17 protein-coding genes and 1 pseudogene are annotated in these 20,630 nt (G+C 69.9%); 17 read left to right on the forward strand and 1 reads right to left on the reverse strand.

The window, feature by feature from the left end; all coding sequences use genetic code 11:
- The first annotated feature begins 67 nt into the window (after positions 1–67).
- The 6 genes from arc to prcA all read left to right on the forward strand — a co-directional run bounded on the left by arc (position 68) and on the right by prcA (position 6,219).
- Positions 68–1,834, forward strand: coding sequence for a proteasome ATPase (arc, locus tag ACIP67_RS11060; protein ID WP_389519844.1), 1,767 nt, complete (start codon positions 68–70; stop codon positions 1,832–1,834).
- Between the two features lie 230 nt (positions 1,835–2,064).
- Positions 2,065–3,576 (forward strand): depupylase/deamidase Dop, encoded by a 1,512-nt coding sequence (dop, locus tag ACIP67_RS11065; RefSeq protein WP_389519842.1) that lies wholly within the window; start codon positions 2,065–2,067, stop codon positions 3,574–3,576.
- Positions 3,577–3,763: 187 nt separating this feature from the next.
- The gene (locus ACIP67_RS11070) at positions 3,764–3,982 is read left to right on the forward strand and encodes a ubiquitin-like protein Pup (RefSeq protein ID WP_385066997.1); all 219 of its coding nucleotides are present in this window, start codon (positions 3,764–3,766) and stop codon (positions 3,980–3,982) included.
- A gap of 126 nt (positions 3,983–4,108) precedes the next feature.
- A complete protein-coding gene (locus ACIP67_RS11075) occupies positions 4,109–4,621 on the forward strand; it encodes an endonuclease VII domain-containing protein (protein WP_401690639.1) in 513 nt (170 codons plus the stop codon).
- Positions 4,573–5,418, forward strand: coding sequence for a proteasome subunit beta (gene prcB, locus ACIP67_RS11080; protein ID WP_401690641.1), 846 nt, complete (start codon positions 4,573–4,575; stop codon positions 5,416–5,418). The genes ACIP67_RS11075 and prcB overlap by 49 nt, the downstream gene beginning before the upstream one ends.
- A 57-nt stretch (positions 5,419–5,475) precedes the next feature.
- On the forward strand, positions 5,476–6,219 hold the full coding sequence (gene prcA, locus ACIP67_RS11085) for a proteasome subunit alpha (protein WP_389519836.1): 744 nt from the start codon (positions 5,476–5,478) through the stop codon (positions 6,217–6,219).
- 60 nt (positions 6,220–6,279) lie between these two features.
- On the opposite strand, the gene ACIP67_RS11090 is transcribed toward prcA, so the two are convergent.
- Positions 6,280–7,296, reverse strand: a complete 1,017-nt coding sequence (locus ACIP67_RS11090; protein WP_401690644.1) for a LacI family DNA-binding transcriptional regulator — start codon at positions 7,294–7,296, stop codon at positions 6,280–6,282.
- A gap of 161 nt (positions 7,297–7,457) precedes the next feature.
- Here ACIP67_RS11090 and ACIP67_RS11095 point away from each other — a divergent pair, with 161 nt between their 5' ends.
- From ACIP67_RS11095 to ACIP67_RS11145, 11 genes and pseudogenes are all read left to right on the forward strand, one after another.
- A complete protein-coding gene (locus ACIP67_RS11095) occupies positions 7,458–8,717 on the forward strand; it encodes an MFS transporter (RefSeq protein ID WP_401690646.1) in 1,260 nt (419 codons plus the stop codon).
- A 9-nt stretch (positions 8,718–8,726) separates the two neighbouring features.
- On the forward strand, positions 8,727–10,088 hold the full coding sequence (gene pafA / locus ACIP67_RS11100) for a Pup--protein ligase (RefSeq protein WP_030955459.1): 1,362 nt from the start codon (positions 8,727–8,729) through the stop codon (positions 10,086–10,088).
- A 161-nt stretch (positions 10,089–10,249) separates the two neighbouring features.
- Positions 10,250–11,257, forward strand: a complete 1,008-nt coding sequence (locus tag ACIP67_RS11105; RefSeq protein WP_401690648.1) for an FKBP-type peptidyl-prolyl cis-trans isomerase — start codon at positions 10,250–10,252, stop codon at positions 11,255–11,257.
- A 61-nt stretch (positions 11,258–11,318) separates the two neighbouring features.
- Positions 11,319–11,690 (forward strand): FKBP-type peptidyl-prolyl cis-trans isomerase, encoded by a 372-nt coding sequence (locus ACIP67_RS11110; RefSeq protein WP_401690650.1) that lies wholly within the window; start codon positions 11,319–11,321, stop codon positions 11,688–11,690.
- Positions 11,691–11,883: 193 nt separating this feature from the next.
- Positions 11,884–12,837, forward strand: a complete 954-nt coding sequence (locus ACIP67_RS11115; RefSeq protein ID WP_401690652.1) for a helix-turn-helix transcriptional regulator — start codon at positions 11,884–11,886, stop codon at positions 12,835–12,837.
- Positions 12,838–12,855: 18 nt separating this feature from the next.
- Positions 12,856–13,959 (forward strand): annotated as a pseudogene (locus tag ACIP67_RS11120) (helix-turn-helix transcriptional regulator); the annotation flags it as partial.
- 269 nt (positions 13,960–14,228) lie between these two features.
- The gene (locus tag ACIP67_RS11125; RefSeq protein WP_401690653.1) at positions 14,229–14,522 is read left to right on the forward strand and encodes a hypothetical protein; all 294 of its coding nucleotides are present in this window, start codon (positions 14,229–14,231) and stop codon (positions 14,520–14,522) included.
- A 320-nt stretch (positions 14,523–14,842) separates the two neighbouring features.
- Positions 14,843–15,037 (forward strand): hypothetical protein, encoded by a 195-nt coding sequence (locus ACIP67_RS11130; RefSeq protein WP_401690655.1) that lies wholly within the window; start codon positions 14,843–14,845, stop codon positions 15,035–15,037.
- Between the two features lie 261 nt (positions 15,038–15,298).
- Complete coding sequence (gene tatA, locus ACIP67_RS11135) at positions 15,299–15,586, forward strand: Sec-independent protein translocase subunit TatA (protein ID WP_401690657.1); 288 nt, start codon at positions 15,299–15,301, stop codon at positions 15,584–15,586.
- 47 nt (positions 15,587–15,633) lie between these two features.
- Complete coding sequence (gene tatC / locus ACIP67_RS11140) at positions 15,634–16,596, forward strand: twin-arginine translocase subunit TatC (RefSeq protein WP_401690659.1); 963 nt, start codon at positions 15,634–15,636, stop codon at positions 16,594–16,596.
- A gap of 238 nt (positions 16,597–16,834) precedes the next feature.
- On the forward strand, positions 16,835–19,684 hold the full coding sequence (locus ACIP67_RS11145; RefSeq protein ID WP_401690661.1) for a DEAD/DEAH box helicase: 2,850 nt from the start codon (positions 16,835–16,837) through the stop codon (positions 19,682–19,684).
- Positions 19,685–20,630 lie beyond the last annotated feature (946 nt).

Raw genomic sequence — 20,630 nt, forward strand, 5'->3', positions numbered from 1 at the left:
GTTTCAATCGACACCCACCCAGGTAGGGTCTGGAAGCGTCCAGCTCCCCTTGGAGGAGGTGAGGACCGTGGCAGCCCACGACGACGACATGAACCGCGGCATCCGCCCGGGACGAGGGTCCGACGACCCGGCCGGGCAGATCGCCTACCTTGAGCAGGAGATCGCCGTCCTGCGACGTAAGCTCGCCGACTCTCCGCGACACACGAGGATTCTCGAAGAGCGGATCGTCGAGCTGCAGACCAACCTGGCCGGCGTGTCCGCCCAGAACGAGCGACTCGCCAACACACTCCGCGAAGCCCGCGACCAGATCGTGGCCCTCAAGGAGGAAGTCGACCGGCTCGCCCAGCCGCCGGCCGGCTTCGGAGTCTTCCTCGCGGCGAACGAGGACGGCACGGCCGACATCTTCACCGGAGGCCGCAAGCTCCGCGTGAACGTCAGCCCCAGCGTCGAGCTCGACGAGCTCCGACGCGGCCAGGAAGTGATGCTCAACGAAGCGCTCAACGTGGTCGACGCCATGGAATTCGAGCGCGTCGGCGACATCGTCACCCTCAAGGAGATCCTCGAGGACGGCGAGCGCGCCCTGGTCCTCGGGCACACCGACGAGGAACGGGTCGTACGACTCGCCGAGCCCCTGCTCGACGTCACCATCCGCCCCGGCGACGCCCTGCTGCTCGAACCCCGCTCCGGCTACGTCTACGAGATCGTCCCCAAGAGCGAGGTCGAGGAACTCGTCCTCGAAGAGGTCCCCGACATCGGCTACGAGCAGATCGGCGGCCTCGGCGGCCAGATCGAAGCCATCCGCGACGCCGTCGAGCTCCCCTACCTCTACCCCGACCTGTTCAAGGAGCACGAACTGCGGCCGCCCAAGGGCGTCCTGCTGTACGGGCCCCCCGGATGCGGCAAGACGCTCATCGCCAAGGCCGTCGCCAACTCACTGGCCAAGAAGGTCGCCGAGGTCACCGGCCAGGCCGCCGGCAAGAGCTTCTTCCTCAACATCAAGGGCCCCGAGCTCCTCAACAAGTACGTCGGCGAGACCGAACGGCAGATCCGCCTCGTCTTCCAGCGAGCCCGCGAGAAGGCCAGCGAAGGCACCCCCGTCATCGTCTTCTTCGACGAGATGGAATCCCTCTTCCGCACCCGCGGCTCCGGCGTCAGCTCCGACGTGGAGAACACCATCGTCCCGCAGCTGCTCGCCGAGATCGACGGCGTGGAAGGCCTGCAGAACGTGGTCGTGATCGGCGCCTCCAACCGCGAGGACATGATCGACCCCGCCATCCTGCGACCCGGCCGGCTCGACGTGAAGATCAAGATCGAGCGTCCGGACGCCGAAGCGGCCAAGGACATCTTCGGCAAGTACCTCACCGAACGCCTCCCCCTGCACGGAGACGACCTCGGCGAACACGGCGGCGACAAGACCACCACCGTCCAGAGCATGATCCAGACGGCAGTGGAACACATGTACGCCGAAACCGAGGAGAACCGCTTCCTGGAGGTCACCTACGCCAACGGCGACAAGGAAGTCCTCTACTTCAAGGACTTCAACTCCGGCGCCATGATCGAGAACATCGTGGGCCGCGCCAAGAAAATGGCGATCAAGGACTTCCTCGAGAAGAACCAGAAAGGCCTCCGCGTCTCCCACCTCCTCCAGGCCTGCGTGGACGAGTTCAAGGAGAACGAGGACTTGCCCAACACCACCAACCCCGACGACTGGGCCCGCATCTCCGGAAAGAAGGGCGAGCGGATCGTCTACATCCGCACCCTGATCACCGGAAAGCAGGGCTCCGACACCGGACGCTCCATCGACACGGTGGCGAACACCGGACAGTACCTGTAAAACCGGAACGGCTGCGGGTACCCGAACCGGGGTACCCGCAGCCGACTGCTTTTCGGGCCACGGCTGGAGCAGGCAATGACGCAAATGATCTCCCCACCAGCGCAGAGGCGTTCTAGGCTCTTCCGTACCGCCGGGCGCAGTGCGGGGACGGGCACCGCACACGCACCGGAGCACCAGCGGTACGTGAACGGCACCCACGACCGAGGATGCCGCCGGGCAAGGAGGGCCGCATGACCGTACGGCGAGTAATGGGCATCGAGACGGAGTACGGGATCTCCGTCCCCGGCCACCCGAACGCCAATGCCATGCTCACCTCATCCCAGATCGTCAACGCCTACGCGGCGGCGATGCACCGGGCCCGCCGGGCCCGCTGGGACTTCGAGGAGGAGAACCCCCTGCGGGACGCCCGAGGCTTCGACCTCGCCCGCGAGGCCGCCGACGCCAGCCAGCTCACCGACGAGGACATCGGCCTCGCCAACGTGATCCTCACCAACGGCGCCCGCCTCTACGTCGACCACGCCCACCCCGAATACAGCGCCCCCGAGGTCACCAACCCCCGCGACGCCGTCCTCTGGGACAAGGCCGGCGAACGCATCATGGCCGAAGCCGCCGAGCGCGCCGCCGCGCTCCCCGGCGCCCAGCCCATCCACCTCTACAAGAACAACACCGACAACAAGGGCGCCTCCTACGGCACGCACGAGAACTACCTCATGAAGCGGGAAACCGCTTTCTCCGACATCGTGCGCCACCTCACGCCCTTCTTCGTCTCCCGCCAGGTCTTCGCCGGAGCCGGCCGCGTCGGCATCGGCCAGGACGGCCACGAACACGGCTTCCAGCTCAGCCAGCGCGCCGACTACTTCGAGGTCGAGGTCGGCCTGGAGACCACCCTCAAACGGCCCATCATCAACACCCGCGACGAGCCCCACGCCGACGCCGAGAAGTACCGCCGCCTCCACGTGATCATCGGCGACGCCAACCTCTCCGAGATCTCCACCTACCTCAAACTGGGCACGACCGCCCTGGTCCTGTCCATGATCGAAGACGGCTTCATCGCCGTCGACCTCGCCGTCGACCAGCCCGTCCGCACCCTCCACCAGGTCTCCCACGACCCCACCCTCAAGCGCCTGGTCACCCTTCGCAGCGGCCGCACACTCACCGCCGTCCAGCTCCAGATGGAGTACTACGAACTGGCACGCAAATACGTGGAGGAACGCCACGGCGCCGACGCCGACGACCAGACCAAGGACGTCCTCGCGCGCTGGGAGGACACCCTCACCCGCCTGGAGAACGACCCCATGAGCCTCGCCGGCGAACTCGACTGGGTCGCCAAGCGCGAACTCATGGAGGGCTACCGGCGACGCGACGGCGTCGACTGGGACGCCGCCCGCCTCCACCTCGTCGACCTCCAGTACGCCGACGTACGCCCCGAGAAGGGCCTCTACAACCGCCTGGCGGCCCGCGGCCGCATGAAGCGGCTCCTGACCGAGGCGGAGGTCGAACGGGCCAAGGCCAAGCCCCCGGAGGACACCCGCGCCTACTTCCGCGGCCGCTGCCTGGAGCAGTACGCCGACGACGTGGCCGCCGCCTCCTGGGACTCGGTCATCTTCGACCTGCCGGGCCGGGACTCCCTCCAGCGCGTCCCAACCCTCGAACCGCTTCGCGGAACGCGAAATCACGTCAAGGAGCTCCTGGACCGCTGTCGCACCGCAGAAGACCTGGTCAGGGTCTTGTCGGGCAACTGAGCGGGTACTCGGGCCGCCCCTGGCGCCGGGGTGGAAACCCCGGCGCCAGGGAATCATCGAAGTGGCACCCGTACGTTCCAACAACTGCGGGGCCGATGTCGGACCGGGCTTGTAGGGTCTGATCATCACCGATCGGCAGGAATGCCGACCTGTCGACCATGTCGGGCAACAGAGCGGGGTGAGGGTTATGGCGACCAAGGACACCGGCGGCGGGCAGCAGAAGGCCACGCGGTCCACGGAGGAGGTCGAGGAGCAGGCGGCGGAGACGCAGGCCTCCGAGGACCTCAAGGAGCGGCACGAGAAGCTGAGCGACGACGTGGACTCGGTTCTTGACGAAATTGACGATGTCCTGGAGGAGAACGCAGAGGACTTCGTGAGGTCCTTCGTTCAGAAGGGTGGAGAGTAGGTTTTGCCTTCGATTCGAAGGTGAAAGTGGGGGAATGGCAAAGTGATCGACGATTCGTGCAGTACGAGGCGCTGTTCGCGGTGCAAGCAGCATCTGCCGCGGACGGCGTTCGCGAGCAACAAATCCATGCCCGATGGCCTCCAGGCGTACTGCCGGGACTGTGCCGCCGAGTACTACCGGCAGCGCCAGGAGGCCAAGGGCAAGAAGGTTCGGGAGAGGGTCTCGGTTCCCGAAGGGTTCAAGCGGTGCCCGCAGTGCGAGGACATCAAGCCCCACTCTGAGTGGGAGCGCAATAAATCCGCGTCAGACGGCTGGGCCAGCTACTGCCGAGTGTGCCGGGCGGAGCGGAACCGGATTAGTTACTTCCAGCGGAAGTACGGTCTGACGCCGACTGAGAGGGACGCGATGGTCGCCTCTCAGAAGGGGCTCTGCGTGATCTGCCTGAAAGCTCCGGCGGTACATGTGGATCACTGCCACGAGACGGGTAAGGTCCGTGGCGTACTGTGCTTCAACTGCAATTCGGCCATCGGCAAGTTGGGAGACGATCCCGACGCGGTCCGTCGGGCTGCCGCCTACCTGGAAGGAACCACGTGGAAGCCAACACTCGTAGCACCGGGCGTCTACCAGCTGCCTTCCTGACGCCTGGGTCCTCGTCCTTCATGGACTTCCTCTCCGAGCACCAGCCGGAGCTGCTGCCCGGCAACCGGCAGCTGCCCCCGACCCAGGGTGTGCTCGAGGCGCCGCACGGCACCACGATCGTGGCGGTGACGTTCCCGGGTGGTGTGGTGCTGGCCGGTGACCGGCGGGCGACCATGGGCAACGTCATCGCGCAGCGGGACATCGAGAAGGTGTTCCCGGCGGACGAGTACTCGGCCGTCGGTATCGCCGGCACGGCCGGTCTGGCCGTGGAGATGGTGAAGCTGTTCCAGCTGGAGCTGGAGCACTTCGAGAAGGTGGAGGGTGCGCAGCTCTCGTTGGAGGGCAAGGCGAACCGGTTGTCGACGATGATCCGGTCGAATTTGGGCATGGCCATGCAGGGTCTGGCCGTGGTGCCGCTGTTCGCCGGGTTCGACGTGGACCGGGGCAAGGGGCGGATCTTCTCGTACGACGTCACCGGTGGCCGTTCCGAGGAGCAGAACTTCGCCGCCACGGGTTCGGGTTCGGTCTTCGCGCGGGGTGCGATGAAGAAGCTGTTCCGGGGTGATCTGACCGAGGAGCAGGCCACGACGTTGGTGGTGCAGGCGTTGTACGACGCGGCGGACGACGACTCGGCGACGGGTGGTCCGGATGTCGCGCGTCGGATCTACCCCCTCGTCACTGTGATCACCGAGGACGGGTTCCGGCGGCTGACGGAGGAGGAGTCGTCCGAGATCGCCCGGTCGGTGCTGGCGCGCCGGCTGGAGCAGCCGGACGGTCCGCGCGCCGCGCTGCTGTAGGGGCCGTCGGTTCGGCGGGGTGATCGAGTGACTTCTACTGAAAGGGACGGATAACCGGTGTCGACGCCGTTCTATGTTTCGCCTCAGCAGGCGATGGCCGATCGTGCGGAGTACGCGCGGAAGGGTATCGCTCGTGGTCGCAGTCTGGTCGTGTTGCAGTATGCGGACGGGATCGTCTTCGTGGGCGAGAACCCGTCTCGTGCGCTGCACAAGTTCAGTGAGATCTATGACCGGATCGGTTTCGCGGCCGCGGGTAAGTACAACGAGTACGAGAATCTGCGCATCGGTGGGGTGCGCTATGCGGATCTGCGGGGTTACACGTACGACCGTGACGATGTGACCGCTCGTGGTCTGGCGAATGTGTACGCCCAGACGCTCGGCACGATCTTCTCCTCGGCGGGGGAGAAGCCGTATGAGGTGGAGCTGGTGGTGGCCGAGGTCGGTGAGACGCCGGACGGTGACCAGATCTATCGGCTGCCGCATGACGGGTCGATCGTGGATGAGCACGGTTCGGTGGCGGTGGGGGGTAATGCCGAGCAGATCGGCAGTTACCTGGATCAGCGTCATCAGGACGGGATGAGTCTGTCGGAGGCGTTGAAGCTGGCCGTGCAGGCGTTGTCGCGTGACACGAACGGTACGCAGCGGGAGATTCCGGCGGAGCGGCTGGAGGTGGCGGTGCTGGATCGTACGCGGCCGCAGTCGCGGAAGTTCAAGCGGATCGTGGGCCGGCAGTTGGCGCGGTTGCTGGAGGCCGGTGGTGCGGCGACGGAGGCGGAGACGTCGGAGGACGGTGAGGAGTAGGTCTCGGTTGTCGTCGTGTGTGCCCCCGGCCGGTGGTGGTGGTCGGGGGCACGGGTGTGTTCAGGGGGCGCCCGGGGGCGCTGTGGAGCCTCGGACGACGAGGTGGACGGGGATGTCTCCGTCGTCGGGTGTTCGGCCGTCCAGGACGGCGAGGAGGGCTTGCATGCCTCGTTCTCCGAAGAGTTCGGCGTCGAGTCGGACGGTGGTGAGTTCGGGGTCGAGGGCGGTGGCGAGGGTGATGTCGTCGACGCCGGTGACGGAGAGGTCGTCGGGGATGCGCAGGCCGCGGCGGCGGGCTGCTTTGTAGACGCCGGCGGCGAGTTTGTCGTCGTCGCAGACGACGGCGGTGGGACGGGGGCCCGGGGTGTCGAGGGCGGTGTCGGTGGCGGTGAGGGCGCCGTCGACGGTGAGGGGGGTGTGGGCGGTGGTGAGGGAGGTTCCGGGCACGGTGCGCAGTCGGGCGGCGAGTGCGCGGGCGCGGATGTCGAAGGTCCAGGAGGGGATGTCGGCGGCGAGGTGCAGGAAGTGGCGGTGGCCGAGGGTGAGGAGGTGGTCGGCGGTCTGGTGGGTGCCGTCGGTGATGTCGAGGTTGACGGTGGCGGTGCCGAGGTTGCCGGTGGGGTCGCTGTCGAGCATGACGAGGGGGAGCCGGTCGCGGCGGATGGCGGTGAGGGCGTCGGCGGCCATGGAGGAGGCGATGACGCCGTCGAGGGCCGCGGGGGCGGAGGCGAAGGGGTCGCGGGCGGGGCCGATGCCTTCGGGGGAGGGGTAGAGGACGACGCCGAAGCCGTGGTGGGCGGCGATGCGGGCGGCGCCGGTGTAGACGCCGGCGAAGAATTCGGTGGTGAGGGCGGGGACGACGAGCAGGACGGTGCGGGTGCGGCCGAGGCGGAGGTGGCGGGCGGCGAGGTTGGGGCGGTAGTCGAGTTCGCGTGCGGCTCGGCGGACGCGTTCGGCGGTGGTTTCGGAGACGCGGCCGCGCCATTTGTCGCCGAGGACGAGGGAGACGGCGGCTTGGGAGACTCCTGCGGCCTGGGCGACGTCACGGCTGGTGGGGCGGGTGTTTCCTGGTGCCACCGTGGGCCTGCTCTCTGGTCTGGCGGGTGGGGTGGTGCCGGGGGGCGTGCGGGTGGGGTGCTCTGGACTGGTGAACAGCGACATGGTACGTATGACGGAATGCGTTATACGTAAAACCCGGAGTGGTGCAGGGCTTCGGGCGAGCTGACGGAGGCGGGACTTTGGCCGCGGGATACGTGGAGATCCTCGGGACGAGGCATGTGGCGCGGCTGCTCGCGGGCACGCTCGTCGGCCGGCTGCCCAATGCCACGGCTGCGATCGCGATCGTGCTGTTCGTGCGGGCGGAGGGCGGGAGCTACAGTCTCGCGGGCGCTCTGGCGGCCGTGTACGGCGTGGCCAACGCGGTCGGTCAGCCGCTGCTCGGGCGCCTGGTCGATCTGCACGGTCAGCCGCGGGTGCAGTTGCCGGCGGCGCTCGCGTCGGCGGTGGCGATGGCGGTGTTCGCGTTCGTGGGTGTGGGCCCGCTGGTGGTGGCGTACGCGGCGGTGGCGGCGGCCGGGCTGTTCACGCCGCCTCTGGAGGGGGGTCTGCGGGCGCTGTGGCCGTCGGTGCTGCGCCGGGAGGACCAGGTGCACACGGCGTACGCGATGGACGCGGTGGCCCAGGAGGTGATGTTCACCGTGGGGCCGCTGCTGGTGACGCTGTGCGTGTCGCTGTGGTCGGCGCAGGCGGCGTTGCTGGTGCTGAACGTGGTGGGGGTGCTGGGGGCGCTGTCGGTGGTGGTGTCGGCGCCGTCGCGTGCGTGGCGGTCGGCTCCGCGTGAGGCGCACTGGCTGGGGGCTCTGCGGTCGCCGGGGCTGCTGGTGCTGCTGTCGGCGTTCCTGTTCGTGGGTGTGGCGCTGGGGTCGATCACGGTCGCTTCGGTGCCGTATGCGGACGAGCACGGTGGGGACGTGGTGTACGGGTGGCTGATGGCGGCTCTGGGGCTGGGTGCGCTGGTCGGGGGGGTGGGGTACGGGGTCCGGCGTTGGCGGGGGGTGCCGGAGCGTCGGTTGCGGGTGCTGGTGGCGTTTCTGGCGGTGTGTTACCTGCCGTTGATGCTGATGCCGGGCGCGGTGGCGATGGTGGCGTTGACGGCGCTCGCCGGTGTGTTTCTGGCGCCGGCGATCGCGTGTGCGTTCGTGCTGGTGGACCGGCATGCGCCGGCCGGGACGGTGACGGAGGCGTTCTCGTGGCTGGTGACGACGTTCACGGTCGGTTCGTCGGTGGGAACGGGTCTGGCGGGTCCGGTGGTCGAGGCGGGTGGCGCGTTGTGGGGTTTCGTGGTGCCGGGGGCCGCGGGCGGGGTGTCTTTGCTGGTTTTGGTGGTGGCGGGGCGGGTACTCGCAGCTCCGGCCGGGGGCGGGGTCGTTGCGGCCGTTTCGGAAAATGATCCGAACCGTGCCGTCGAACCCCGTTTCAGTTCAGGGGATCGGGCGTAATGTTCAGTCATGGACCGCCGCATTTTCGGGCTGGAGAACGAGTACGGCGTCACGTGCACGTTCAGGGGACAGCGCCGCCTGTCGCCTGACGAGGTGGCGCGGTACCTCTTCCGCCGTGTCGTGTCATGGGGCCGTAGCAGCAATGTCTTTCTGCGGAACGGCGCCCGCCTGTATCTCGACGTGGGATCGCATCCGGAATACGCGACACCCGAATGTGACAACGTGACCGAACTGGTCACCCACGACAAGGCCGGCGAGCGCATTCTCGAGGGACTCCTGGTGGACGCGGAACGACGCCTGCACGAGGAGGGAATCGCGGGCGACGTCTACCTCTTCAAGAACAACACCGACTCGGCGGGCAACTCCTACGGTTGCCACGAGAACTACCTGGTGGCCCGGCACGGGGAGTTCTCCCGGCTCGCGGACATCCTGATCCCGTTCCTGGTGACCCGGCAGCTGTTGTGCGGGGCGGGGAAGGTGCTGCAGACGCCGCGCGGGGCCGTGTACTGCGTGAGTCAGCGGGCCGAGCACATCTGGGAGGGCGTCTCGTCGGCGACGACGCGTTCCCGGCCCATCATCAACACGCGGGACGAGCCGCACGCGGACGCGGAGCGGTATCGCCGGCTGCATGTGATCGTGGGCGACTCCAACATGTCCGAGACGACCATGCTGCTCAAGGTGGGTGCCACCGACCTGGTGCTGCGCATGATCGAGGCGGGCACGGTGATGCGCGACCTCACGCTGGAGAACCCGATCCGGGCGATCCGTGAGGTCAGCCATGACATCACCGGCCGGCGCAAGGTGCGTCTGGCCAGTGGCCGGGAGGCGTCGGCGCTGGAGGTGCAGCGGGAGTACTACGAGAAGGCCGTGGACTTCTGCGAGCGCCGGGGTATCCGGACGGGTACCGTGGAGCAGGTCCTGGAGCTGTGGGGCCGGACGCTGGACTCGATCGAGTCGGAGGACCTGGACCGTATCGGTACCGAGATCGACTGGGTGATGAAGTACAAGCTCATCGAGCGGTACCGGGCCAAGCACAACATGACGATGTCGCATCCGCGTGTCGCGCAGATAGACCTCGCCTACCACGACATCCACCGTCGTCGTGGTCTGTACTACCTGCTGGAGAAGAAGGGTCAGGCCGCGCGGATCTGCAACGATTTGAAGATCTTCGAGGGCAAGTCGGTGCCGCCGCAGACGACTCGGGCGCGGTTGCGCGGTGACTTCATCCGTCGGGCGCAGGAGCAGCGGCGGGACTTCACCGTGGACTGGGTGCATCTGAAGCTGAACGACCAGGCGCAGCGCACTGTTCTGTGCAAGGACCCGTTCCGTTCGGTGGACGACCGGGTGGAGAAGCTGATCGCCGGAATGTGAGTGAGGCGTTCGGGTGTCCCGGGGCCTGGATCCGTCCGGGTGGAAGGGTGCCCTTCCGGAACGCAACGCGGGCGCCGTACGTTTTCCGTGCGGCGCCCTTCTCACGCCGTAGAGTTGCGCGCACGCCCTTCACCAGATCGACCGATTACGAGGCCTTCACCGTGCGCCGACGCTCACTCATCTTCGCCGCCGTTCCCGCAGGACTGGTCACGCTCGCCGGGTGCGGTGACGACTCGTCCGACTCGTCGAGCTCGGCCGACGGCAGTGCGTCGCCCTCCGCCTCGGAGGCCTCCGCCGTGCCCGCGCCGAAGATCGTGGACGGTCCGCTGCCGGCCATCACGGCCGGGGTGAAGTTCGGGGAGAAGCCGACGGTCGCCAAGGGCAGTGGTGATCCTTCCGGTCAGCTCGCGGTGAAGACGGTGATCGCGGGCGGTGGCCGGACCGTCGCGGAGAACGACTACATCCAGGCGAACTACCTCGGTCAGATCTGGGACACCGCGAAGGTGTTCGACAACTCCTACGACCGGAAGACGCCGCTGGTCATCCAGCTGGCGAGCGGGAGCATCATCGACGGCTGGCGCTATGCCCTGACGGGGAAGAAGACGGGCAGCCGGGTGGAGTTCTCCGTGCCGCCGACCTGGGGGTACGGCACGGAGGGCAACTCGCAGGCGGGTATCGAGGGCACCGACACGCTGGTGTTCGTGGTGGACCTGGAGGCCACGTTCAACGCGAGCAGCTCGGCGGAGGGCAAGGACGTGGCGCAGGACGACGCCGCTCTGCCGAAGGTGGGCACGAACACCGACGGCAAGGCGCCCTCCGTCGAGATCCCCAAGGTCGATCCGCCGAAGAAGCTGGTGGCGAACTACGTCATCGAGGGTGACGGTGCGGCGGTCGCCGCGGACAACAGCGTCCTGGTGCAGTACAAGGGCGTCGTGTGGGACACGGGCAAGGAGTTCGACTCGACGTACTCCCGCAAGGCGCTGACGTCCTTCGGGCTCCAGCAGGTCGTCAAGGGCTGGTCGCAGGGGCTGACCGGGAAGAAGGTCGGCAGCCGGGTCGTCATCGTCATTCCGCCGGACCTGGGGTACGGCGACGAGCCGCCGGCCGGCAGTGGCATCGAGAAGGACTCGACGATGGTCTTCACGGTGGACATCCTCGCGAAGATGTGACGGCGTCGAGGTGTAAGACTGTGCTTGTTGCCTTTCCGTAGAAGAACGTGGAGCTAGAGACGTGAGCATCGAGAAGCCCGAGATCGACTTTCCCGAGGGCGCTCCCCCGGCGGACCTCGAGATCAAGGACATCTGGGAGGGCGACGGCGAGGTGGCGCAGGCGGGCCAGACCGTCACCGTGCACTACGTCGGTGTCGCCTTCAGCACCGGTGAGGAGTTCGACGCGAGCTGGAACCGGGGCACCCCGTTCCGCTTCCCGCTCGGTGGCGGCCGTGTCATCGCGGGCTGGGACCGGGGCGTGCAGGGCATGAAGGTCGGCGGCCGTCGTCAGCTGACCATCCCGGCCCACCTCGCCTACGGCAACCAGAGCCCCACCCCGGCGATCAAGCCCGGTGAGACGCTGATCTTCGTGGTGGACCTGCTCGGGGTCTGATCGTCCTGCGGCCGATCGTCGTGCGGCCGGTCCGTCCGGTCGTCGTGCGAACGGTCGGGGTGGTCGGGGCGCGACCGGTTCCGACCACCTGGGGTCCATGCCTGTCCGGGCATGGGCCCTCGGCTTTTGCCGGGGCACCGCGGAGCGGTACGGTCATCCGTCGGAAGCACCATGAGGAAGGCGAAGGGCGTCGATGGCCATTGCCAAGGCCGAGCGGCTGATGAACCTGGCGCTGTGTCTGCTCGGGACGCGGCGGCCGCTCAGCAAGCGCGAGCTGCGCGAGTCCATCGAGGCCTACCTGGAAGCGGGCAACGACGACTCCTTCAACCGCATGTTCGAGCGGGACAAGGACGACCTGCGTGAGCTCGGCCTGGTCATCGCGACCGTGGAGAGCATCGACGGCGAGGTCGGCTACCTCGCCCGCCGCGACAGCAACCGCCTCCCGCCCATCACCCTCGACGCCGAGGAGGCCGCCGCGCTGGGGCTGGCCGCCAAGGTGTGGCAGCAGGCCCGGCTCGCCGGCGCCGCCAGCGGCGCGCTGCAGAAGCTGCGCGCGGCCGGACTGCCCGAGGGCGTCGACCCCTACGAGGCGCACGGCGCCCTCGAGCCGCGTATCCCGGTGCACGAGGCCGCGTTCGAGCCGCTGATGCTGGCCTGCCGTGACCGCCGCGCGGTCTCCTTCGACTACCGCAAGGCCACCGCCGCCCACCCCGAGCCCCGCAACGTCGAACCGTGGGCGCTGGAGTGCTGGCGCGGCCACTGGTACCTCGCGGGCTGGGACCGTGACCGGGGCGCCGAACGCGTCTTCCGGCTGTCCCGGATCACCGGCAAGGTGCGCTCCCGGGGCGGCCGCTTCACCGCTGCCGTCCCGGACGTGGTGACCGTCCGGGAGACCGTCGCGGGCTGGGCGGGGGAGACCGCCGACCGCAGCGCCCTCATCCGGCTGCGCACGGACGCCGGGTACCCCCTGCGGGCGAAGGCGACGGCGGTGCGGGAACTCGGGAACGGCTGGGACGAGTTGGAGATTCCGTACGGGCACGGGCTGGACGCCTGGCTGGTGGAGTTCGGGCCGGACGTGGTGGTCCTGGAGCCCGCGGAGCTGCGGGCCGACGTGGTGGACCGGCTGCGTGCCGTGGCCAAGGGCTGAGGGGGAGCGAGCGACACAGTGGCAGGCAAACCGGTCAGGCCGGCGAACGCGATCGACCAGACCCGGCGGATGCTCTCCCTGGTGACCTATCTGCGGGAGCGGCCCGGGGCGCGGATCGAGGACGTGGCGCGCGCCTTCGGGATCACCGAGGACGAGCTGGTCTCCGACCTCGACGTGCTGCCCATGTGCGGCACCAGCTTCCGCGGCGGCGATCTGCTGGACATCGACACCGACGGCGAGCGCATCTGGTGGCACAACCCGGCCGCACTCGGCGCGGACGCCGCCGAGCCGCTGCGGCTGGCCGCCGACGAGGCGACCGCGCTGCTGGTGGCCGCGCGGGCCGTGGCCACGCTGCCGGGCCTGCGCGAGAGCGACCGCCAGGCGCTGCTGCGGGCGACGGCCAAGGTGGAGACCGCGGCCGGCGAGGCGGCGGGCGCCAGCTCACGCCTGTCGGTGACCTTCGAGTCCGAGGGCGGTGTCTTCGCCGACGTCGACCGGGCGATCTCCGAGCGGCGCCGGCTGTGGATCCGCTACTACTCGCCCGCCCGTGACGAGGTCACCGAGCGGGAGATCGACCCCATCCGCCTGGTCAGCGTCGGCCACACCTACGTCGAGGCCTGGTGCCGCCGCTCCGAGGCGCGCCGTACCTTCCGCCTCGACCGGGTCGCCGAGATCAGGATCCTCGACGAGCCGTCCGCTCCGCCCGAGGTCGAACTGCGGGACCTGTCGGAGGGGCTGGTCCAGCCGGCCGCCGAGGATCCGGAGGTCGTCGTCGAGGTCGGCCCCGGCGGGCGCTGGGTCGCCGAGTACTACCCCCACGACCACGCCGACGAGCTCCCCGACGGCGGTCTGCGCATCACCCTGCGCACCCCCGAACCGGCCTCCCTGCGCCGTCTCGCCCTGCGCCTGGGCCCCGACGGCCGGATCGTCTCGCCGCCGGGCCTCGCCGACAGCGCCCGCCGCGCCGCCCGCGAGGCGCTCGCGGCGTACGACGGGGTCGAGGCGGAGGCGGCCCGCCGGGACGACGTTCCGTCCGGCGCGGGCGGGGACGACGTCCCCTCCGCCGGACGCCGTGCTGAGGCTCCGCCCGTCGGACGTCGGGACACGGCCCAGGAGCACGGCGGCCGGACCGCCGGGGATCTCGGAGAGGCGCACCCCGGGCGGCCCGGTGAGCGGCTTGCCGGGCAGGCCGGTGCCGTGGCCGGTGAGCCGGGCGGCACAGCTGTGCGGGGGCGGACCGGTTCCGCGGCCGACGGCCGGGTCGGCGGCGTGGCCGGTGGGCAGGACGATGCCGCGGCCGGGACGCGGGCCGCTGGGCAGGATGACGCCGCGGCCGGGACGGCCGGTGGCGGGCAGTGGGTCGGTCAGGGCGACGGGCGGGAGCAGAGGCAGTGAGTGAGACGGGGCTGTCCGGTGTGCGGGGGGTCTCGGTGGCCTCCGCGTTCGCGGGGATGCGAAGCGTGGCTCCCGTGGTGTTCCGGGCCGGGTGTCCGGACTGCCGGGGGCGGTTCGAGCTCGCCGCCGGCGCGCTGCTGCTGGCCATCGGAGCCACCAGCCGTACCACCTTCTACTCGTTCACCTGCCCCGACTGCGGGGCCGCCGTGCGCAAGCCGGCCGGTGAACGGATCGTCGAGCTGCTCACCGGCGGCGGGGTCAGGACCCTGCGGCTGCACTCGACGCTCTGAGGGCGTCTTCGGCGCATCGTCCCCGGGGGATGCCGGGGGATGCCGGGGGATGCCGGGGACGACGGGGGATGCCGGCCCGGGGGAGCGTGGGGCGCCGACCGCCCCGCGCGCCAGCCTCCCGGCGCACCACCGTCGTCGGCCCGGTGCCGCCAGGACGGTGCCGCGGCCGCGGGGCAGGAACCTGCGGGGCCGGACTGACGAGGCGGGGCCGACGGGGCAGGGGCGGCGGGGCAGGGATGACGGGGCAAGGACTGCGGGGCGGGATGGTCCGGAGGACGACGCGTCCTGGGCCCCGGCCGGGAGGGTCTAGGCTCGGCGTCATGTTCTGGCCGATGTTCGCGGTAGCCATGGGTTTCCTGGGTCTCGCCGTCCTCGCTGTGTTCGCCGTCCGGGTCTTCCTGGAGGCACGGCGCCTGGGACAGCAGGTCGCGGACTCCGCCCGCCGTATCAACCGGGCGGCCGAGGAACTGGAGCGGGCCGCCGTGAGCGCGAGCCGGGCTGTGGACACGCTGTGAGACCTGCTGTGGCAGGGCTGTGAGTCCTGCGCCGAATGCGATTTGGGCGACTTCGCCCTCCCGTCACGCCCGTTCGGGCGGGTACGCTGCTGGTCGCGGTCCGGAAAACGAGGCCCGGGCCGCGGACCGGGAGTACGCACGGGGATTGCCTCACGTTCACCCCCCGGCGTTACGATCGCTGCCAGCACGATCGTTCGGACGAATCGTCCGACCGGTCGGACAGCATCCCACCCAGCCGCCTCGGTGAGAAGGTAAAGACTTATGTTCGGAAGGCTCGGCGCCCCCGAGATCATTCTCATCCTCGTCGTCATCATCCTGCTGTTCGGCGCGAAGAAGCTTCCGGACATGGCCCGCTCGCTCGGCAAGTCCGCGCGCATCCTCAAGAGCGAGGCCAAGGCGATGAAGGAGGAGGGCAGCAGCAACACCACCCCGGCCGGCCCGCCGAACACCGGTGAGCAGCCCTCCGCTCAGCGCACCATCCAGGCCGCCCCCGGCGACGTGACCAGCTCGCGCCCGGTCGGCGAGCCGACGGACTCGACCAAGCGCTGACGCAGGGCCGGTGACCCCCGGCCTGCCGCACGAGATGGGAACGTGGGTTGCTCAAGCCTGCCCGCAAGAAGGAGAAGGATCCCGAGGGGCGGATGCCCCTCGCGGAACACCTCCGTGAGCTTCGCAACCGGCTCGCGAAGGCGTTGCTCGCCATCGTCCTCGTGACGGTCGTCGCCGCCTTCTTCTACAACGACATCATCAACTTCCTCACCAAGCCGATCCTCGACTCGATCGGCTGCGGGAAGACCTTCGAGCAGATCCAGAGCGAGCTCAGCTCGTCGGGCGAGACCAGCAAGCAGTGCGCGCGGATCACGATCAACGGTCTCCTCACGCCCTTCACCCTGGCGCTCCAGGTCTCCCTGATGGCCGGCGTCGTCTTCGCCTCGCCGGTCTGGCTCTACCAGCTGTGGGCCTTCGTCGCCCCGGGGCTGCACCGGCACGAGCGCAGGTACGCCTACGGATTCGTCGGCACCGGTGTCCCGCTCTTCCTGGGCGGCGGCTACTTCGCCTACCTGGTGCTGCCGACGACCGCGCAGGTGCTGATCGAGTTCACGCCGACCGACGTCGAGAACTTCCTGCCGCTCGACGACCTGCTCCAGCTCGTCACGCGCATGGTCGTGGTCTTCGGTCTCTCCTTCGAGCTGCCGTTGCTGCTGATCATGCTGAACCTGACCGGTGCCATCACCGGCAGGCGCATGCTCGGCTGGTGGCGCGCCATGATCATCGGCATCACGGTGTTCGCCGCCATCGCCACGCCCAGCACCGACCCCGTCTCGATGCTGGCGCTCGCCGGACCGATCTGGATCCTGTACTTCGGCGCGGTCGCCTTCTCGCTGCTGAACGACCGCCGCAGGCGGCGCCGCGACGCCCTGGGCCCCGCCGATGACGAGGCCTCCGAGCTGGACCTGACCCCCGAGGACATCGGCGAGGTCGAGACGGTGGCCGCGAGCCGCGCCCTGCCGGAGCAGGCGAGCACGGAACGGGTCAACGGCTACGACGACGTGACCTGAGCATTGCACCACGGCGGGACACTCCCCGAGGTCACTCGCGTGACCGTCGGGGACGACCCGCCTCGTCACCCCACCGCGGGCCGCGGCCGGGGCGCCCGCACGGCGCCGCCGGCCGCTTCCGCGTCGTAGGACGGCCGGCCGCACCGGTCCGCACCGGTCCGCACCGGCACGGCAGACATCGTCGGCCCCGACCCCCTGAACTGCGCGGATCGACGTTTCACGGCAGCAGATCCGGATAATGATCGTCCTGTTGTCAGTGCGGCCCGGTACGCTCGAAAGCACGATGACAGAGGACCTCTCACCGGCCGAGCGGTACGCGGCTGCGCGCAGGCGCGCAGCCGAGCAGGCCACCGCGCTCGCCTCCTTCCGCGAGATGTACGACTTCGGCCTCGACCCCTTCCAGATCGAGGCCTGTCAGGCGCTCGAGGCGGGCAAGGGCGTCCTGGTGGCCGCGCCCACCGGCTCCGGCAAGACGATCGTGGGCGAGTTCGCCGTCCACCTCGCCCTCCAGCAGGGCAAGAAGTGCTTCTACACGACGCCCATCAAGGCGCTGTCCAACCAGAAGTACTCCGACCTGTGCCGCCGCTACGGCTCCGCCAAGGTCGGCCTGCTCACCGGCGACAACAGCGTGAACTCCGACGCCCCGGTGGTCGTGATGACCACCGAGGTGCTGCGCAACATGCTGTACGCCGGCTCGCAGACCCTCTACGGCCTCGGGTACGTGGTCATGGACGAGGTGCACTACCTCTCCGACCGCTTCCGCGGCGCCGTCTGGGAGGAAGTGATCATCCACCTCCCCGAGTCGGTCACCCTGGTCTCGCTCTCCGCGACCGTCTCCAACGCCGAGGAGTTCGGCGACTGGCTGGACACCGTCCGCGGCGACACCGAGGTGATCGTCTCCGAGCACCGGCCCGTTCCGCTGTTCCAGCACGTGCTCGCCGGGCGGCGGATGTACGACCTGTTCGAGGAGGGCGAGGGCCACCGCAAGGCCGTCAACCCCGACCTCGCGCGCCTGGCCCGCATGGAGGCGAGCAGGCCGTCGTACCAGGACCGCCGGCGTGGGCGGATGAAGGAGGCCGACCGCGAGCGCGAGCGCCGGCAGCGCTCCCGGGTGTGGACGCCCGGCCGGCCCGAGGTGATCGAACGCCTCGACGCCGAGGGGCTGCTGCCCGCCATCACCTTCATCTTCAGCCGCGCCGCCTGCGAGGCCGCCGTCCAGCAGTGCCTCTACGCCGGCCTGCGGCTCAACGACGAGGAAGCGCGGGAACGGGTCCGCGCCCTGGTCGAGGAGCGCACCGCCGCCATCCCCCGCGAGGACCTGCACGTCCTCGGCTACTACGAGTGGCTCGAAGGCCTGGAACGGGGCATCGCCGCCCACCACGCGGGCATGCTGCCGACCTTCAAGGAGGTCGTCGAGGAACTCTTCGTGCGCGGCCTGGTCAAGGCCGTCTTCGCCACCGAGACCCTCGCGCTCGGCATCAACATGCCCGCCCGCTCGGTGGTGCTGGAGAAGCTCGTCAAGTGGAACGGCGAGCAGCACGCCGACATCACCCCCGGCGAGTACACCCAGTTGACCGGACGGGCCGGCCGGCGCGGCATCGACGTCGAGGGCCACGCCGTCGTGCTCTGGCAGCGCGGCATGAACCCCGACCAGGTGGCCGGCCTCGCCGGCACCCGCACCTACCCGCTGCGCTCCAGCTTCAAGCCGTCGTACAACATGGCGGTCAACCTCGTGGAGCAGTTCGGGCGGCACCGCTCGCGCGAGCTGCTGGAGACGTCGTTCGCGCAGTTCCAGGCCGACCGGTCGGTGGTCGGGATCTCCCGGCAGGTGCAGCGCAACGAGGAGGGCCTGGAGGGCTACAAGGCCTCCATGACCTGCCACCTCGGCGACTTCGAGGAGTACGCCCGGCTGCGCCGCGAACTCAAGGACCGCGAGACGGAGCTGGCCCGGCAGGGCGCCGCCCAGCGGCGGGCCGAGGCGGCCGTGGCGCTGGAGAAGCTGAAGCCGGGCGACGTCATCCACGTGCCCACCGGCAAGTACGCCGGCCTGGCGCTGGTCCTCGACCCCGGCCTGCCCGCCGGGCGGGCAGGCGGCCACCGCGGCTTCGACCACCACGACGGGCCGCGCCCGCTGGTGCTGACCGCCGAACGGCAGGTCAAACGGCTCGCCTCGATCGACTTCCCGGTGCCGGTCGAGCCGCTGGATCGGATGCGGATCCCGAAGACGTTCAACCCGCGCTCGCCGCAGTCCCGCCGGGACCTGGCCTCCGCGCTGCGCAGCAAGGCCGGGCACATCCCGCCGGAGCGGGCCCGCAAGAAGCGGTCCCAGGCCGCGGACGACCGGGAGATCGCCCGGCTGCGCACCGCGCTGCGCGCGCACCCCTGCCACGGCTGCGCCGAACGCGAGGACCACGCCCGCTGGGCCGAGCGCTACCACCGGCTGCTGCGCGACACCTCGCAGCTGGAGCGGCGCATCGAGGGCCGGACGAACACCATCGCCCGTACCTTCGACCGGATCGTGGCCCTGCTGACCGAACTGGACTACCTGCGCGGCGACGACGTCACCGAACACGGCAGGCGGCTGGCCCGGTTGTACGGCGAGCTGGACCTCCTGGCGAGCGAATGCCTGCGGGCCGGCGTCTGGGAAGGGCTGGCCCCGGCCGAACTGGCCGCCTGTGTCTCGGCGTTGGTGTACGAGGCGCGGGTCGGTGACGACGCCATGGCCCCCAAGCTGCCCTCCGGCAAGGCGAAGGCCGCGATGGGGGAGATGGTGCGGATCTGGGGCCGGCTGGACGCCTTGGAGGAGGACTTCCGGATCAACCAGACGGAGGGTGTCGGGCAGCGCGAGCCCGACCTCGGCTTCGCCTGGGCCGCGTACATGTGGGCCTCCGGCAAGGGGCTCGACGAGGTGCTGCGGGAGGCGGAGATGCCGGCCGGGGACTTCGTCCGCTGGTGCAAGCAGGTGATCGACGTGCTCGGGCAGATCGCGGCGGCGGCTCCCCCGGAGGGCTCCAGCGTGGCGAAGACCGCCCGCAAGGCCGTCGACGGGCTGCTGCGCGGGGTCGTGGCGTACTCGTCGGTGGGCTGAACCCGGGCTGTCCGAGCCACGGCAGGGTCCCGGACCGCCTCTCGCTGGGCGGATCCGGGACGACCGGCTGAGCGGGGCCCGTCAGACCCTGGGGCCGGTCCTGTCGGACCCTCTGGGCCGGCCCTGTCGGACCTCCTGGGTCGGGTATGTCAGACGCTCTGGGCTGGGCGTGTCAGACCCTCTGGGTCCGGGGCCGTCACAGCCGTATGAGGCGGGGCCGTCACACAGGCCGCAGAACCGGCCCGTCACATCGGTGGCGAGGACCGCAGCCGGCCGGGACAGGCGGCCCCGGAGTTGGTCGTGACAGGCCTTCGGAGTTGGCCGTGGCAGGCCTTCGGAGTTGGCCGTGGCAGGCCCCCGCAGTTGGCCGTGGCAGGCCTCCGGAGTCGGCCGTGGCAGGCCTCCGGAGTCAGCCGTGACAGGCCCCCCGGAGCCGGCCGGGACAGGGGGGCGGTGCGCTCGGGGGCGGGCGCTCGCGTGGGCAGGTCGTATCCGTGCGCCGGGGGGCCGTGCCGCACGGCCCGGTGAGGGCGCGCGCCGGCTGCCATTGCCACCCGGCCGCCCCCGGAGCGGGCTCCGGCCGACGCGACGGCGTGCGCGCCGTGGAGCCCTGCGCACGTCCGCCAGGACGCCTCGGCGTCCCCGGCTCTCCATGCCCTCCATGCCCCTCCGGGCCCGTCGGGACGGCTGCCTCCGTCCGCCGCTCGGCGGTCGAGCACCCGTCCGCGGGTTCACCCGTTCCACCGGCGGCCCGGCCCGGCGCGTCGACGGCCCACGAGGGAGGCGCGACGGGCCCTTGCGTCGTTCGGTTCATCCGTCCCGGTGAGCTCGCCCGCATGCCCGTTCGTCGTTACCTAGCGTGTTCGAATGGAACCGGAGCGTGCGAAACGGTCGAGGTTACTCCATGCACCCGCACGATTTCAGGCGGTCGCCGAATATGACACGG

This window comes from Streptomyces sp. NPDC088812, assembly GCF_044750285.1.
Taxonomy (GTDB): domain Bacteria; phylum Actinomycetota; class Actinomycetes; order Streptomycetales; family Streptomycetaceae; genus Streptomyces.

Coding starts and splice junctions, on each gene's coding strand:
- dop (WP_389519842.1), top strand. CDS start 2,065: ATGACCGTACGGCGAGTAATGGGCATCGAGACGGAGTACGGGATCTCC.
- ACIP67_RS11070 (WP_385066997.1), top strand. CDS start 3,764: ATGGCGACCAAGGACACCGGCGGCGGGCAGCAGAAGGCCACGCGGTCC.
- ACIP67_RS11075 (WP_401690639.1), top strand. CDS start 4,109: ATGCCCGATGGCCTCCAGGCGTACTGCCGGGACTGTGCCGCCGAGTAC.
- pafA (WP_030955459.1), top strand. CDS start 8,727: ATGGACCGCCGCATTTTCGGGCTGGAGAACGAGTACGGCGTCACGTGC.
- ACIP67_RS11115 (WP_401690652.1), top strand. CDS start 11,884: ATGGCCATTGCCAAGGCCGAGCGGCTGATGAACCTGGCGCTGTGTCTG.
- ACIP67_RS11130 (WP_401690655.1), top strand. CDS start 14,843: ATGTTCTGGCCGATGTTCGCGGTAGCCATGGGTTTCCTGGGTCTCGCC.
- tatA (WP_401690657.1), top strand. CDS start 15,299: ATGTTCGGAAGGCTCGGCGCCCCCGAGATCATTCTCATCCTCGTCGTC.
- ACIP67_RS11145 (WP_401690661.1), top strand. CDS start 16,835: ATGATCGTCCTGTTGTCAGTGCGGCCCGGTACGCTCGAAAGCACGATG.